Annotated in this window: 14 protein-coding genes; 1 reads left to right on the forward strand and 13 read right to left on the reverse strand. The window is 64.5% G+C overall.

The window, feature by feature from the left end; translation table 11 throughout:
* Nucleotides 1-3: 3 nt before the first annotated feature.
* The 7 genes from fliL to fliF all read right to left on the reverse strand — a co-directional run bounded on the left by fliL (nt 4) and on the right by fliF (nt 7,339).
* Entirely contained in the window at nt 4-516 is a 513-nt protein-coding gene (gene fliL / locus J0O65_RS25645) for a flagellar basal body-associated protein FliL (protein ID WP_101482395.1), read from the reverse strand.
* 186 nt (nt 517-702) lie between these two features.
* On the reverse strand, nt 703-1,989 hold the full coding sequence (locus J0O65_RS25650; protein WP_251373995.1) for a flagellar hook-length control protein FliK: 1,287 nt from the start codon (nt 1,987-1,989) through the stop codon (nt 703-705).
* A gap of 19 nt (nt 1,990-2,008) precedes the next feature.
* Nucleotides 2,009-2,449 (reverse strand): flagellar export protein FliJ, encoded by a 441-nt coding sequence (fliJ, locus tag J0O65_RS25655; protein ID WP_215409966.1) that lies wholly within the window; start codon nt 2,447-2,449, stop codon nt 2,009-2,011.
* A gap of 32 nt (nt 2,450-2,481) precedes the next feature.
* On the reverse strand, nt 2,482-3,798 hold the full coding sequence (fliI, locus tag J0O65_RS25660; protein ID WP_251374012.1) for a flagellar protein export ATPase FliI: 1,317 nt from the start codon (nt 3,796-3,798) through the stop codon (nt 2,482-2,484).
* Nucleotides 3,799-3,887: 89 nt separating this feature from the next.
* Entirely contained in the window at nt 3,888-4,589 is a 702-nt protein-coding gene (locus tag J0O65_RS25665; RefSeq protein ID WP_215410131.1) for a flagellar assembly protein FliH, read from the reverse strand.
* Nucleotides 4,590-4,632: 43 nt separating this feature from the next.
* Nucleotides 4,633-5,631 (reverse strand): flagellar motor switch protein FliG, encoded by a 999-nt coding sequence (gene fliG / locus J0O65_RS25670; protein ID WP_034787109.1) that lies wholly within the window; start codon nt 5,629-5,631, stop codon nt 4,633-4,635.
* On the reverse strand, nt 5,624-7,339 hold the full coding sequence (gene fliF / locus J0O65_RS25675; RefSeq protein ID WP_215409968.1) for a flagellar basal-body MS-ring/collar protein FliF: 1,716 nt from the start codon (nt 7,337-7,339) through the stop codon (nt 5,624-5,626). The genes fliG and fliF overlap by 8 nt, the downstream gene beginning before the upstream one ends.
* A 336-nt stretch (nt 7,340-7,675) precedes the next feature.
* Here fliF and fliE point away from each other — a divergent pair, with 336 nt between their 5' ends.
* Entirely contained in the window at nt 7,676-7,978 is a 303-nt protein-coding gene (fliE, locus tag J0O65_RS25680; protein WP_251373996.1) for a flagellar hook-basal body complex protein FliE, read from the forward strand.
* 39 nt (nt 7,979-8,017) lie between these two features.
* Here fliE and J0O65_RS25685 read toward each other — a convergent pair whose 3' ends face one another.
* The 6 genes from J0O65_RS25685 to fliD are packed head-to-tail and all read right to left on the reverse strand — an operon-like array spanning nt 8,018 to nt 13,793.
* A complete protein-coding gene (locus tag J0O65_RS25685; RefSeq protein WP_215409970.1) occupies nt 8,018-8,779 on the reverse strand; it encodes a flagellar brake protein in 762 nt (253 codons plus the stop codon).
* 10 nt (nt 8,780-8,789) lie between these two features.
* Complete coding sequence (locus J0O65_RS25690; RefSeq protein ID WP_215410132.1) at nt 8,790-9,116, reverse strand: EscU/YscU/HrcU family type III secretion system export apparatus switch protein; 327 nt, start codon at nt 9,114-9,116, stop codon at nt 8,790-8,792.
* Complete coding sequence (gene fliK, locus J0O65_RS25695) at nt 9,109-10,296, reverse strand: flagellar hook-length control protein FliK (RefSeq protein ID WP_215409971.1); 1,188 nt, start codon at nt 10,294-10,296, stop codon at nt 9,109-9,111. Before fliK ends, J0O65_RS25690 begins: the two co-directional genes overlap by 8 nt.
* 17 nt (nt 10,297-10,313) lie before the next feature.
* Nucleotides 10,314-10,640, reverse strand: a complete 327-nt coding sequence (locus J0O65_RS25700; protein WP_035821340.1) for a flagellar protein FliT — start codon at nt 10,638-10,640, stop codon at nt 10,314-10,316.
* 3 nt (nt 10,641-10,643) lie between these two features.
* On the reverse strand, nt 10,644-11,090 hold the full coding sequence (gene fliS, locus J0O65_RS25705; RefSeq protein ID WP_215409972.1) for a flagellar export chaperone FliS: 447 nt from the start codon (nt 11,088-11,090) through the stop codon (nt 10,644-10,646).
* A gap of 21 nt (nt 11,091-11,111) precedes the next feature.
* Nucleotides 11,112-13,793, reverse strand: coding sequence for a flagellar filament capping protein FliD (gene fliD / locus J0O65_RS25710; protein ID WP_353056249.1), 2,682 nt, complete (start codon nt 13,791-13,793; stop codon nt 11,112-11,114).
* Between the last annotated feature and the right edge of the window lie 101 nt (nt 13,794-13,894).

Consider the following 13,894-nt stretch of genomic DNA (forward strand, 5'->3'; position numbering starts at 1 on the left):
TGCTTATTGAATGATGAATGCGGTAAATAATACGTCCGTCACGTCCTGCTCCGGCCCTTTGTCCTCGAACGGCTGGTTCACCTGATTGATGATTTCGGCCGCCAGTTGCTGCTTGCCTTCCACGGTATTGAGTTCGGACGCCTTCTTGCCGGACAGCAGCAGCAGCAAGCGGCTGCGCACTTTCGGCATGTTGACCTTGATCAAGTCCATTTCTTCCGGGCTGCTGGCCTGCAAGGTAAACGCGATTTGCAGGTATTGCTCGCCATTTTCCGGCTGCAGGTTGACGGTGAAGGCATCGATGGGCACGAAGACGGGCGGACCGGCCTTGGACGCGGCATGTTTTTTCTTGCTGGGCGCCGATTCTTCTTTATCGGCCTTGCCATGCAGGAAGTACCAGGCGGCGCCGCCACCGATACCGCCAGCCACCAGCACCGAGGCCAGCACGATGATCAGAAGCTTCTTTTTCGAGGCGCCGGCGGGAGCCAGGCCTGCATCTGCTTTCGGATCTGCTTTCATTTTTGGATTTGCTTTCAATGGTACTCGAGTGCATGGAAGTGGATCACGACGCCATTATGTCATTATCGGCAAATTCTGCGCAGAAGGATGCGGTGAAAAGAGGCCGGAAGCGCCCTCAACTCGCTGTTTTTAGACGAAAAGTTACGCCGTTGGGCGCGCCGGTGGCCTGCGGACGACGAATTGGCCTCAGGCAAAGGTATCCACTGCACTCAGGCTGGGCCGGCTGCGTCCGCCTGCCGCCGGCGCGATGGCGATCTCGCCACCCGCTATGCCGCCGCCCTGGCCATTGCCACGGCGTCCGCCGGAGGCTTCCCGGTTGCCCTGGTCCTGCTGTTGCGGCGTGCCGGCCGAGACGGTGGCGCTGCCAAAGGCGATGCCCGCTTCGCTCATCATCTCGCGCAGGCGTGGCATGGCCGCTTCCAGCGCCTGGCGCACTTCCGGCTGGGCCGACATGAAGGCGGCATCGGCCTGGTCATTGGTGACCGTCAGTACCACTTGCACCGGCCCCAAGTCGGGCGGGTTCAGCGTGAGGGTGGCGCTCTGGTCGCCGCCGGCCGCCATCCACACGACTTTCTGTCCCAGTTGCTGGTCCCAGGCCGGCGTGCCGACCCGGCCCGTCAGCTTGTCGGCCGGCACGGCCACGGCGGCGGCTGCCTGCTGCAGCGCGCCCGGCTGCAACTGGGCCGCCAGGCGGCTCAGGTCGGCTGGCGTTTCCTTGATGACCGGTTCGGCCACGGCGGCGCCGGCCTTGGTGGTGGCCGCCAGTTGCGCGTCGATGGCCAGCTTGCCCGGTTCGGCCTTGCCGGTTGGCACGCTGGCGCCCGGTGTGGCGGCCGTCTTGCCCTGGGCCTGGCCCAGGCTGTCGGCAAAGTCGCCATTGTCGGCCTGTGCGATGACGCTGGCGGCGGCCTTGCCGCTGCCCTGGCCGGCGGCCAGCAAGGGCCCGGCCGCCGGGTTCTTGCCGTCGGCCTTGACGCCGGCGCGCGCCGGCAGTTCCGGCACGGCCTTGGCGGCTGCCGCCGGTGGCTGGATGGCCAGCTGGATGCTGCCCACCAGGGCCAGCATCTCGGCGGCCGGATCGGCTGGCGGCGTGACTGCTTCTGCGGGGACGGCGGGCACGCTGGCCTCGGCCGTGGCGTTGTCGACGGTGGCGGGCGCGGCCGCCTCGGCAGCTGGCGCCGGCGGCTGTTCGCTGCCGGCCGCCTGTTCGGCGCCCGCCTGCGCCGGCTTCGTTTCGCTCGCTGGCGCCTGGGCCGGCGCCGGTGTGGCGGCAGGGCTGGCGGGACGGGGCGCTGGCGCTTGTACTTGCGCTTGCGCCATATTGCGGCTGGCCTGGCGTTGCTCGATCTGGCGGTTCAGGGTGCGCTGGAAGTCGCCCGCCGTGCCGCTGGTGGATGGCTGGCTGCGGTTGGCGCCGCCCGGCGTGGCGTTCGGCGAGACTATCTGGGAAATCGGGGTTGGCTGGGTTTGCATGATGCTGCCTCAGTGTTGCTTAGCGTTTGTAATAGGCTTGTCGCGCCGCGTGCTCATCCATTGCTTTCTGGTCGCGCTTGTTTTCCAGCTTCAGCGCCTGTTCCTGCGCCCGGTTGTTCAGGGTGGTGTACGACATGCGCTTGCGTTCGGCCAGTTGCCAGCGCATCTTTTCATTGTCGCTGCGCGCCTGCGCATGCTCGACCACTTGCTGCTGGCCCAGGATGGCGCTGTCGAGCTTGACCATGAAGGCCTGGAAATTGCGGTAGGCCATGGGCGTGATGCCGCTGCTCATGGTGGTCTCGAAGCGCTTGGCATAGTCGTCGCGGTAGCCGGACAGCATGTCGAGCTTTTCGCGGCAATCGTCGAGCGCTTTCAGGGCCGCGCCCAGGCGCTTGGCGCAGTCGTCCGTTTCGCGCTGGGCCAGGTCGATCAGGGTTGCAAGTTGGGAAGGAGAGGCCATGGCTGATTATATTCCCGCTATGCAAGTCCTAATCAGTCGAATAGAGCGGTAAGTTGCCCCAAGCTCTCGTCCATGCTGACCCGCTCCGTGATTTGCTGTTGCAAAAACGCTTCGATCTTTTCATGCAGGGCGATGGCCTGGTCCAGCACGGGGTCGGTGCCCGCGCTGTAGGCGCCCACGCTGATGAGGTCGCGGCTGCGCTCGTAGCGCGAATACAGCTGTTTCAGCTTGCGCGCCCGCTGCTGGTGTTCATGCGTGGTGATCGAGTGGGCGGCGCGCGAGATCGATTGCTCGATGTCGATGGCCGGGTAGTGTCCCGCCTCGGCCAGGCGCCGGTTCAGCACGATATGCCCGTCGAGAATCGCGCGCGCCGAGTCGGCGATCGGGTCTTGCTGGTCGTCGCCCTCCGTCAGCACGGTATAGAAGGCCGTGATCGAGCCGCCGCCTTCCTCGCCATTGCCGGCCCGCTCCACCAGCACGGGCAGCTTGGCGAAGACGGATGGCGGATAGCCCTTGGTGGCGGGCGGTTCGCCGATGGCCAGGGCGATCTCGCGCTGCGCCATGGCGTAGCGGGTCAGCGAATCCATGATCAGCAGCACGTTTTGCCCCTGGTCGCGGAAGTGTTCGGCAATCGCCGTCGCATACGCGGCCCCTTGCAGGCGCATCAGGGGCGGCGTGTCGGCCGGCGCGGCCACGACGACGGAGCGGGCCAGGCCTTCGGCGCCGAGGATCTGCTCGATGAATTCCTTGACTTCGCGTCCCCGTTCGCCGATCAGGCCGACGACGATCACGTCCGCTTCCGTGTAGCGGGCCATCATGCCCAGCAGCACGCTCTTGCCCACGCCGGAACCGGCGAACAGGCCCATGCGCTGGCCCCGGCCCACGGTCAGCATGGCATTGATCGAGCGCACGCCCACGTCGAGCGTATCGACGATGGGCGCGCGGCCCAGCGGGTTGGCGGGGCGTACATTGATGGGGGCGCTGTCGGTCGTGTGCAGGGGACCGAGCTGGTCGAGCGGCCGGCCCGCGCCGTCGAGCACGCGGCCCAGCAGTTGCGGCCCGACGGGCAGGTGGCGCGCGCGGTCGCTGGGGCGGCGGCGCGGGTGCGCCACGCTGCCGGGGCGGGGGATGGCCGGTTCGACGGAGAACACGCGCGTGCCGGGCACGATACCCTCGACGTCGCTTTGCGGCATCAAGAACAGGCGGTCGCCCTCAAAACCCACGACTTCCGCCTCGACCCGGCCGCCATTCGGCAGCGGCACGGTGCAAGCGGCGCCGACGGCCAGGCGCAGGCCCACGGCTTCCATCACCAGGCCGGCCACGCGCGTGACCCTGCCCGATACTTGCATCGGCTCCACGAAGCCGACCACGGCCGAACAGTCGTTCAGGTAGGCGCGCCAGCGCGCCGCATGGGCCGTGGGGCCTTTGACGGGCTCGCTCACGGCGCCAGCCAGTCCAGGTCCTTGCCCAGCGCATGCGTCAGGCGCTGCCAGCGGGTGGAGGTCTGCGCGTCGATCTGGTTGCTGGCCGTATCGATCTTGCAACCGCCGCGTTCCACGGACGGGTCTTCGATGACTCTCCAGCCACCCTTGTCGAGCTCGTCACCGATGCCGTCGCGCACCACTTGCGCATCGTCCGGGTTGAGCATCAGCAAGGCCGGCTGTTGCAGCACCGGCAAGTATTCGATGGCTTCGCGCACCATCGGCAACATCAGCTCGGGGCGCACGGGCAAGGCCGTCTTCAGCATGCCCTTGGCCAGTTGCAGGGCCAGTTCCATCACGTCGTTGGCGATCAGTTCATCGGCCTGCTGCACGGCCGTGCCGAGGTCAACGGCGATGGTTTGCAAATGCGCCAGTTCCACGGCGGAGGCCGCCTTGCCTTCCGCATACGACTGGGCATGGCCGTCGGCATGCCCGGCCGCGTGGCCTTCCGCATAGCCGGCCGCGCGGCCTTCCTCGAAGGCCGTGGCGCGCGCTTCCTCTCGGATGGCGTCGAGCTCTTCCTGCGTCGGGTATTCGAGCGGCGGGGCCGGCTCTTCCTCGTGCAGTTCGGCAAAAGGGTCGAGCTCGGGTTCGGGATCGGGTTCGAGCAGCTTGCGCGCCGCCACCACGCTGGGGCGCTCGTCGCCAAACGAGGTCATTTCCCAGCGCTGGTAGGCCGTTTGCTGCTCTTTGGGAATCAAATTAGACAAACGAATCCTCGCCTTTTCCGCCTAGGACAATCTGCCCTTCGTCCGCCAGGCGGCGCACGATCTGCAGGATCTGTTTCTGCTGCGATTCCACTTCCGACAGGCGCACGGGGCCTTTCGATTCCAGGTCTTCGCGCATCATCTCGCCGGCGCGCTGCGACATGTTTTTGAAGATCTTGTCGCGCAGCTCCTGCGAGGCGCCTTTCAGGGCGATGATCAGCATTTCCGACTGCACTTCGCGCAGCAGCAACTGGATGCCGCGGTCGTCGATATCGATCACGTTGTCGAACACGAACATTTCGTCCATGATCTTTTGTGCCATGTCGTTGTCGTAATTCTTGATATTGTCCATGACGGAGCCTTCCTGCTCGCCGCTCATGAAGTTCAGGATCTCGGCCGCCGCGCGCACGCCGCCCAGCGACGATTTCTTGATGTTTTCGTTACCCGACAGCAGTTTCGTCAGCACGTCGTTGAGTTCGCGCAAGGCGGCCGGCTGCACGCCGTCCAGGGTGGCGATGCGCAAGACCACGTCGTTGCGCAGGCGGTCCGTGAAGTGGCCGAGGATTTCGCAGGCCTGGTCGCGTTCCAGGTGGACCAGGATGGTGGCGATGATCTGCGGGTGTTCGTTGCGGATCAGCTCGGACACGGATTGCGAATCCATCCACTTCAGCGATTCGATGCCGGACGCATCCTTGCCGCCCAGGATGCGCGACAGCAGCACGGACGCCTTGTCGTCGCCCAGCGCCTTGGTGAGGACTTGGCGGATGTATTCGTCCGAATCGAGGCCGACGGTGGAATTGAGTTCCGTCTGCGCGCGGAAGTCGTCGAGCACCTCGACCACCTGTTCGTGCGCGATGCCCTTCATGGTGGCCATGGCGGCGCCCAGTTTCAGCACTTCGCGCGGGCCGAGGAATTTCATGACCTCGGCCGCTTCGCTCTCGCCCAGTGCCAGCATCAGGATCGATGCTTTTTGCAGTCCCGTTGTCTCAGTCATTATTGCCTATCCATGCTTTGATCACGTTGGCCACCACGCGCGGGTCTTCCTGCGCCAGTTTCCTGGCCATCGCCAGGTTTTCGCGATAACCGCGGGCCGTGTCTTCTTCCAGTTCTTCCAGTTCCGCTTCGCTGAGCAGGACTTCGTTTGCTTCGCCATCCTTGGCCAGTTCCGGCTCGATGACGGGCGGCGGCGCGCCGAAATCGTCGATCTTGCGCATCACGGGGCGCAGCATCGGACGCACGATCTTGATGAAGATATACAGCAAGATCAGGGCCGTGATGAGGAATTTCGCCAGTTCCTTGGCCAGCGGCAAGTTGGCCGGGTCGCGCCACCACTCCAGCTTGCCTTCCGGCGCGCGGTCGATGCCGTCGAAGGGCGAGTTGGCCACGCTGAAGCTGTCGCCGCGCTCCTTGTTGTAGCCCATCGCTTCCTTGACCAGATTATTGATCTGGACCATTTCGGCAGGAGAAATCGGCTTGACCGTGACCTTGCCATCCTTGTCGAAGCTGCGGCGGTAGTTGACGACGACGGCCACCGACAGGCGGCGCAAGCCGCCCATGGATTTCTGCTCGTAGCGCACGGTCTTGTCGACTTCATAATTCGTCGTCGATTCCTTCTGGGTCGGCGCCGTCGGCGCGCCGCCCGGGGCGCCAGGCGCCTCGGCCGTCAATGGCGCCGTCGCCACGCCCGGCGGCTGGTTCGACAGCGCGCCCGGCACGCCGGACGGGTTGGCATTGCCGGCGCCCGTCGATTCGCTCGTCTGCTGGCTGCGGATGGTGGACGCTTCCGGCGGCGAATTCGGCTTGTAGGTTTCGGCGGCCTGCTCGCTTTGCGAGAAATCCACGTCCGCCGTCGCCTCGGCGCGCACATTGCCTTCGCCGACGATGGGCAGCAGGATCGATTCGACTTGCTTGATCACGCTCTGCTGCAATTGTTGCACGTACTTTAATTGGTTCGGGTCCAGGCTCTTGATGCCGTTGGCGCGGTCCTTGTCCTTCTCCTGGTTCGACAGCAAGGTGCCGGCCTGGTCGACCACGGTGACATTGATCGGCAGCAACTCCGGCACGCTGGACGCCACCAGGTGCACGATGGCGCTCACCTGCAGCTGGTCCAGGCCGCGGCCCGGGTGCAGGTTCAAGAGCACCGACGCCGTCGGCTTTTGCTGTTCGCGCACGAAGACGGACGGTTTGGGCAAGGCCAGGTGGACGCGCGCCGTGTCGACGGCGGATACCGATTCGATCGATTTGGCCAGTTCGCCTTCCAGCGCGCGCTGGAAATTGACCTGTTCCAGGAATTGCGACACGCCCAGCTTCTGGTTTTCCATCAGCTCGAAACCCACGTTGCCGCCTTTCGGCAAGCCTTGCGCGGCCAGTTTCAGGCGCGCGTCGTGGACTTGCTCGGACGGCACGAGAATGGCGCCGCCACCTTCGGAAAACTTGTGCTTGATGCCAAGCTGGTCCAGCGACGCGGTGATGGCGCCGCCGTCGCGGTCCGTGTAGTTGGAGAACAGAACCTTGTATTCGGGCGGCTGGTTCCACATGTACAGGGCCACGCCGATGGCGATCAGTGCCGCCACGCCCAGGCCGCGCAGGAAATTCTTGCCCATCGGCGTCTTGGCGAAGGCTTGCACGGACTCCACGGGCGAGCGGGCAGGCGCCGGTTCAGGCGGTATGCGGTTCACATCGATTTCTTCGGCTACAGCCATGATTGCCTTCCAGGGCGCGTGGTTTGACGGGTATTCGGTGATGCGTGGGGCCGCTTCCTCGGGAGGAGGGACGATATGCGGAATTATCCGCCACTGTCACGCGCTTCAATCGTCCAAATAGAAGGCGCTTTTGCCGCCTGCTCGGCCGAGCGGCTGGCGTTGGCGCTGGTATTGTGGAACCCTGGCAACATGTGACGGAAGTTATTGTACCCGTCGTTGCCTTGCAAGCCAGGGTTTTGTTCTCTGGGTGCAACAGGCATGGAACAGATATGAAGCGGACCAGAATCGGGAGGCAAAGTGAAAACAGGCGGTATCGATAGCAGCAGGATCGAGGCGATGATCGCGCAACTGAAGTCGGCGGCCACGCGGCCGGAGGCGAAAATACCGGCGATTCAGACCGAGGCTCCGGCGGCGAAGGTGAATTTCGCGGATGCCTTCAAGAGCGCGCTGGACTCCGTGAGCGGTGCGCAAAAGGAATCGTCGGCGCTGGGCCAGCGCTTTACCATGGGCGATGAAAAGGTCAGCCTGTCGGACGTGATGGTGTCGATGCAAAAGTCGAGCATCGAATTCCAGGCGACGGTGCAGGTGCGGAACAAGTTGGTTTCTGCGTATCATGAGATCATGAATATGCAGGTTTAACTCATGACAACCCCAGCCTTCGTTTCGGGTTATCTATGATCAGCCTAAGCCGGCCATGCGTGCGTTTCTCTCGCGCTCCAGGCGCGTGATATAGCGCTGCACGTGCGCCAGCATGCTGCGCGGCAGGTCGACGAACTGGCAGCCGAGGCGGCGGTTCAGCTTGTTGTTCAGCAGTGTCATGTCCAGCGAATTGCGAATCTGCAAAGTCGCCGTGACGATGCCGACCTCGGGCAAGTCGATGCGGCAGCCGGGATAGTCCCGGCCGATGGTCTCGCCCAGCATTAGTTTATTGTCGAGGATGGCGATGCCGCCGCAGCTGATGTCGGCCAGCGGGAACAGGGTGTCGGCGCCGCCCAGCGAAGGCGGCAGGGGAATCGACACGCGCACGGGATTGCTCACGGGCGTCGTCATGCGGTAATACTCGCGCCGCTGCAAGCGGATCAGTGTTTCTGGAATGGCAATTTTCAGGGCGGGCGTGCCGCCGTAATTGCACTCTTCCACCAGCGCGCTGGCAAACAGGATGCGGATCTTGTCGAGCGAGGTTTCAAACGAGATGCCCTTGGCGGCCACCATGCGCCGGTTCTGGTCGGTGTTCACGGAACGGTCGAGAATGACGGTATCGCGCTCGGCATCGACCTCCAGGATGGAAGTGACGCACACATCGGATTCACCGTGGATCAGCATGCGGATCAGCTGGTTCTTTTCGCCTATGCTGCGCAGCAAGGCGATGATTTCCCGCCGTGATTCCACTTCAAAATCATGCCAGTTTTCGAGGCCGGAATCCAGAATATGTGCTTGCATTGATGCCTGTCTATGTATCGGTGAGGTGGACGCTGGTGTCGGGCGGAGGAGGGATGGGCCCGCCATTCGCAGATTCAATATGATATAACCAGGCCAGCAGTTCCGCAATCGCCCGATACAGGCCGGGCGGAATCTGGCGGTCCAGGTCGACATCCATCAGCAGCGCCACCAATTCCTTCGATTCATGCACGAAGACGCCGTGTTCGCGCGCCGTGCTGATGATCTGGTCCGCGATCAGGCCGCTGCCCTTGGCCACCACCTTGGGCGCCGGCGTGCCGCTCTGGTAGGCCAGGGCGACGGCCGTCTGCGGCACCTTGCGCCTGGCGTCGTCAAACATCATCTGCCTGCGCTGGCTCGGCAGACTCCGGCTTGCCGGCGATCGTCAGCGACGACAGGGGCCAGCCGGCCGCGTCCAGCGACGCTTCCAGCCGCGCCGCATGCTGGCGCAAAGTGTCGGCGCTGCCTTCGCTGCCCGCCTGCAGCTGGATGGCCACGCGCCCGCCCTGCAAGACCACGTGCGCGGCCAGGTCGCCCAGCAGGGGAAACCGGAAGCGCACGTTGCTGCGCCAGGCCGTCGCTTCCTCGTCGCCGTCGCGTCCTTCGTGCTGCTGGCTTTCCGGCGCATCCTTGCTGATATCCCACTGCATCTTCTGGCCGGGCCACGCCTCTCCCTGCCACTGCACGCGCGCCTGTTCGTGCGTATGCAGCTGCAAATTGATCAGTTGCGCCGAGGCCAGGTCGGTACCCGTTTTGCCCATGTCGCCCTGTGCCGCCTTCTGCATTTGCGGTTCCAGCAGCAGCGACGCCAGCGGCCGCTTGCCTTCGGCCCATTCGGCCACATGCGACTCATAGAACAGGCCGCTGCTGACGACCGCCTCCTGCAGTTTCTGCGCCACCTGGGCCGGGGCGGCGCCCGGCGTGGCCATCAGCGGCGTCTTGCCGACCAGGGACAGCGGGGCGCCGGGCACGCTTTCGGCCTGGCTGAGCACGGTGCTGATGGCGCGCGCGGTGGAGCTCAGTTCGGGCGCTGGCGTGTCGCCGGCCAGGGCGGGCAGCAGATTGGCGGGCGTCAGGGGCGCGCGGCTGAGCAGGGTGGCGGCCGTGCTGCCCGCGCGCGTGCCCGCCTGGGCGGTGCCGGCCTGGGGGCCGCGTGCTTCGGCCGCTTCCGGCTCTGCTTCCGCGTCCGCATACGTGAGCAGGGCGCTGGCGGGCTGGTCGCGGTTATTGCCGATTTGAAAAGAGGGACGGGGATGGATGCCGGTCAAGGTCAGCGGGATTTCCGTGCCCGGCTGGGCGCCGGCGGGCAGCTGCATGCGGGCCGGCGTGCCTGCCACGCGCACGAGGTAACTGCCATCGCCCATGCGGGCCAGCACCTGTCCCTGCATGGATTTGCCGATCAAACCCTGCAGCGAGCGCTGGAACTCGGCCTGGCGCGGATCGGCGACCGTATCGGCCGGGCGCGTGGCCTTGACCGGGGTCAGGGGCGTCATGCCGATCGCATCCATCTTCGGCAACATGGCGCCCCCTTGTGCGCTTACGCGCCGTAGGCGTTGGCCAGGCGCCGTTCGGTGCCGGTGCTGCTGATCAGCTTGGACAATTGCGCCATCCACGGCATGGTCAGGTCGCGGATCTTGCGGTCGTCTTCCAGGATCTGCTTGATCAGGGCAACCTTGCGCTGGCGGCCGGCGCTTTCCAGCACGACTTTTTCTTCATTCGCCTTCAGCGCGGCCACATGCGCGCTGATGCGCTGTTCCAGCGCTTCGAGCGCGTCCCAGTCGGCGTTGGTGGCGGCGGTCACCATCTGGCCCGTCAGGGTCTGCATGGCTTCGTAGGTGGTCAGGACTTCTTGATTGGTCATCATGGGTCAGGCGCTCGCAAGGCTGGGCGTACGTTTCAGATCGGCGCCAGGCATGGCGGCAGGGGTGGCGCCGATGGCGTTCCAGGTTTCGCGCAGGTCGGTCAGCAGGCGCTGCACCTCTTCCAGCACGCTAATATCGTTGTTCAGGTTGGCCGTCAGCAGGCGCGCGCTCATGTATTCATACAGGGCGTCGAGGCCTTCGGCGATCTGCCCGCCCGCTTCCTTGTCCAGGCTGGCGCGCAAGCCATTGTCGATGATCTGGATGGCTTTCGAGATCGACTTGCCTTTTTCCGGAATATTGCCTGATTTCATGTGCATCTGCGCGCTGAGCACGGCCACCAGGGCGCCGTCGTACAGCATCACGATCAGCTTGTGCGGCGAGGCCGAGACGATGCCCGTTTCCAGGCCGACCTTGGCATAGGCGTTGACGCCGCGTTGTTGGGTTCCAAACATATATTCTCCTGATGATGGCGCTTAACGGTTGGCGGCAATGGCGGCCAGCTGCTGGGTCAAATAGCTTTGCATGGAGGTCATTTTGCTCAGCGTCACGTCGAGGCGCGAATACTGGGCGCGGTAGCGCGCCTCGATGTCCGTCAATTTCTCGCTGAACTTGTCGCGCTGTGTCGCGATGTTCTTGATCGTTTCGTTGAGACCCTTGGAGCGGTTGGTGATCATGCCGTCCGTGCCAAGGAAGGAGGTGGCCAGGTTGTTCAGCTGGTAGGCATAGCCTTGCGAGAAGCTGACCGTGCCGCGCGAACCGGTGGTGCCGCCCGTCACTTCAATCTTCAAGCCCTCCGCCGGCGAACCGGCGGCGCCCGTCAGGGTCTGGCCCGAACCGATCACCGGTTGTCCGCCCAGGGTGCCAGCCACGTCCGCGCCCTTGACGGGCGTGGATGCGCCGAACAGGGCGCTAGGCGCCGTGCCCGTGCCGCTGCCGATGGCGATATTCGAGACGGAACCATAGCGGCTCGATGCCAGCACCAGCTTGCCCGCGCCATCGATGGAGGCCGACACGGTGGAGCCGGCGTCGGAAAAGGACTTCACGCCGTTGATCGACGACTGGATCAGCGAAGCCATCTGGGCAGGGGTGTACGTCCCTGCGGGAATGACGACCTGGGCCGTGTTCTTGGCAGCGCTGGGCTCGGTATCGTTGAGCGTGATGCTCCACGTGGTGTCGCTGGCAATCGTCGTGCTGGCGGGCATGACGGCGGCCGAGGTGATCGAACCCTGGCTGGCCATCGTGGTGATCGTCAATTCATAGCTGCCTGGCTTGGTCGCGGCGGTCGAGCTGGTAAAGGTCACGTTGCTGTCGCTGGCCTTGCCGAGTGCGGAAAACAGGCCGGCGATATCCGTGAAGTTGGCGCTGATGGCCTTGTCGAGCTTGCTGGAGTCCAGCGCCAGGCTGCCGTCTTTCTGGAAGGAGATGCCGACCTGGCTCAAGGTGCTCAAGTTGCTGTTCAAGCCGGTAATGGGCGCGCCCAGCTGCCTGCGCAGCTGGCTCTGGATCGATTGCGCGGTCGAGTCCCCCAGCAGGACGCCGCCCTTCTTGGTTTCCGGATCATAGGCGGTCATCTTCGCCATCGCCGTATTCAGGTCGTTATACGCCTTGACGAAGGCATTGATGCTGGTTTTGACGGTGGAAGTGTCTTTTTGCACCGACAAGCTGGTGCTGCCGACCTTGGCAATGCCCAGGGTCACGCCTTCGATGGCCGTATCGACGCTGTTGGACGCACTGGTGATGGCGATGCCATTGACGCTGAAGTTCGTGTTTTGCGCGGCGCTGTTCTGCTTCAGGTTCTGCGTGCCGCCCGCATCGTAGGACAACAGATCGTTCAGGGCGCTGTCCGGGGGCAGACCGTCGCTGCCGCTCAGCGAGATTTTCATGGCCGAGTTGGCGCCCGTCTTCGACGAGCTCAAGACCAGATGGTAGGGTTTGTCCGTGCCGTCCGAGACGATGCTGGCCATCACGCCCAGGCCCGCGTTATTGATGGCGTCGCGGATGCCTTGCAAGGTGTTGTTGGTGGCGTCGATCACCACCGTGCCCGTCGCCTGCGTGCCGTCCTGGGTAAAGTTGGTGTTCATGTAGGCGCCACCCGAGCCTGCCGTCAATCCGGCGGCGGCCGGATTGCTGCCGGCGATGGTGATCGGGCTGGCATTGCTCGAGGCCAGGTTGATGGTGCTGGTCAGCGTCACGTTCGAACCGTCATTGACCGAGTTCGAGGCATGGCCGATGCCGCCCTTGACCGAGCCCGTCACCACTTCTTCGATGTTGAGGTTGGAACCGTCGGCGCGCGTAAACTTCAGCGTGCCGTCGGCGGCCTTGCCGGTGACGGTGATGTTGGCCGCGGCCAGCGCATTCGAGACGGCGTTCGGGCCTTCGAGCGTCGTGTCGAGCGAGGCGGCCGTGATGCCGGTGCCTGCGGCGACGCCGTTGCCCTGGGTGACGATCTCGATGCCGCCCACCGACAGCGAATAGGTGCCGTCCGCGCCCGTTTCGATGTTGCCGAAGCCGGCGAACATGGTGGCGCTGCTCGATGTCGGCTGGGCCGTGGCCGTCACGCCCGTGGTGCTGCTCTTGGCGTTGATGGCGTCCGCCAGGGCGCGCGCGCTCTTGGTGCTGGCGTCGGTGGGGATGGCGGTGCCGTTGAGTATCAGGGAGCCGTTGCTGATGCCGGTCTGTGCCGTGGTGGCGCCCAGGGCCGTGCCGCTCAAGCCGAAGGTGCCGCCGGCGAGCGAGCCCAGCTGGAAGGAAATCGTCGTCTTGCTGCCCAGGCCGATGGTTGACAGCTTGCTGGCCATGCCGCCCGACATCAGGGTCTGCGACTGGGCCAGTTGCGTGACATTGATGTTGTAGTTGCCGGCCACGGCCTTGGCGCCGGCGCTGGCGGACAGCACCAGGGGATCGGCGGGCGTGGCGCTGACGGCGCGGAAGTTATTGCTGTTGGACAGGGCCGACAGCGAACTCTGGAAAGTGCTGACGGCGCCGCTCAAGGTGCCCATCGCGCTGAGCTTGGACTGGTAGGAGGCCGTTTTCTTGTCAAAAGTACCCAGTGGGGCCGCTTCGGCCGCCATCAGCTTGTCGATGAGGGCATTCACATCCAGGCCGGTGGCGCCGGCGCCGATGCCAACGGATGATACTGTAGGGGTGATGGCCACTGAATACTCCTAGGAAAACGCTAATATAAGCTGTTATCGGCAGAATCAATCAGGACTTGAGAGGGGGATTTACCGCGCTGTTTTCAGCGGCGGCGAAAAAG

It is taken from the genome of Janthinobacterium sp. JC611 (assembly GCF_018682595.1).
GTDB lineage: Bacteria > Pseudomonadota > Gammaproteobacteria > Burkholderiales > Burkholderiaceae_D > Janthinobacterium.

Excerpts from the sequence above, each read along its gene's own strand:
- fliF (WP_215409968.1), bottom strand. The coding sequence starts at position 7,339 with ATGGCTGTAGCCGAAGAAATCGATGTGAACCGCATACCGCCTGAACCG.
- fliI (WP_251374012.1), bottom strand. The coding sequence starts at position 3,798 with ATGCAAGTATCGGGCAGGGTCACGCGCGTGGCCGGCCTGGTGATGGAA.
- fliS (WP_215409972.1), bottom strand. The coding sequence starts at position 11,090 with ATGTTTGGAACCCAACAACGCGGCGTCAACGCCTATGCCAAGGTCGGC.
- fliG (WP_034787109.1), bottom strand. The coding sequence starts at position 5,631 with ATGACTGAGACAACGGGACTGCAAAAAGCATCGATCCTGATGCTGGCA.
- J0O65_RS25685 (WP_215409970.1), bottom strand. The coding sequence starts at position 8,779 with ATGCAAGCACATATTCTGGATTCCGGCCTCGAAAACTGGCATGATTTT.
- fliE (WP_251373996.1), top strand. The coding sequence starts at position 7,676 with ATGATCGCGCAACTGAAGTCGGCGGCCACGCGGCCGGAGGCGAAAATA.
- J0O65_RS25665 (WP_215410131.1), bottom strand. The coding sequence starts at position 4,589 with ATGACCTCGTTTGGCGACGAGCGCCCCAGCGTGGTGGCGGCGCGCAAG.
- fliL (WP_101482395.1), bottom strand. The coding sequence starts at position 516 with ATGAAAGCAGATCCGAAAGCAGATGCAGGCCTGGCTCCCGCCGGCGCC.
- J0O65_RS25650 (WP_251373995.1), bottom strand. The coding sequence starts at position 1,989 with ATGCAAACCCAGCCAACCCCGATTTCCCAGATAGTCTCGCCGAACGCC.
- fliJ (WP_215409966.1), bottom strand. The coding sequence starts at position 2,449 with ATGGCCTCTCCTTCCCAACTTGCAACCCTGATCGACCTGGCCCAGCGC.
- J0O65_RS25700 (WP_035821340.1), bottom strand. The coding sequence starts at position 10,640 with ATGATGACCAATCAAGAAGTCCTGACCACCTACGAAGCCATGCAGACC.
- J0O65_RS25690 (WP_215410132.1), bottom strand. The coding sequence starts at position 9,116 with ATGTTTGACGACGCCAGGCGCAAGGTGCCGCAGACGGCCGTCGCCCTG.
- fliK (WP_215409971.1), bottom strand. The coding sequence starts at position 10,296 with ATGTTGCCGAAGATGGATGCGATCGGCATGACGCCCCTGACCCCGGTC.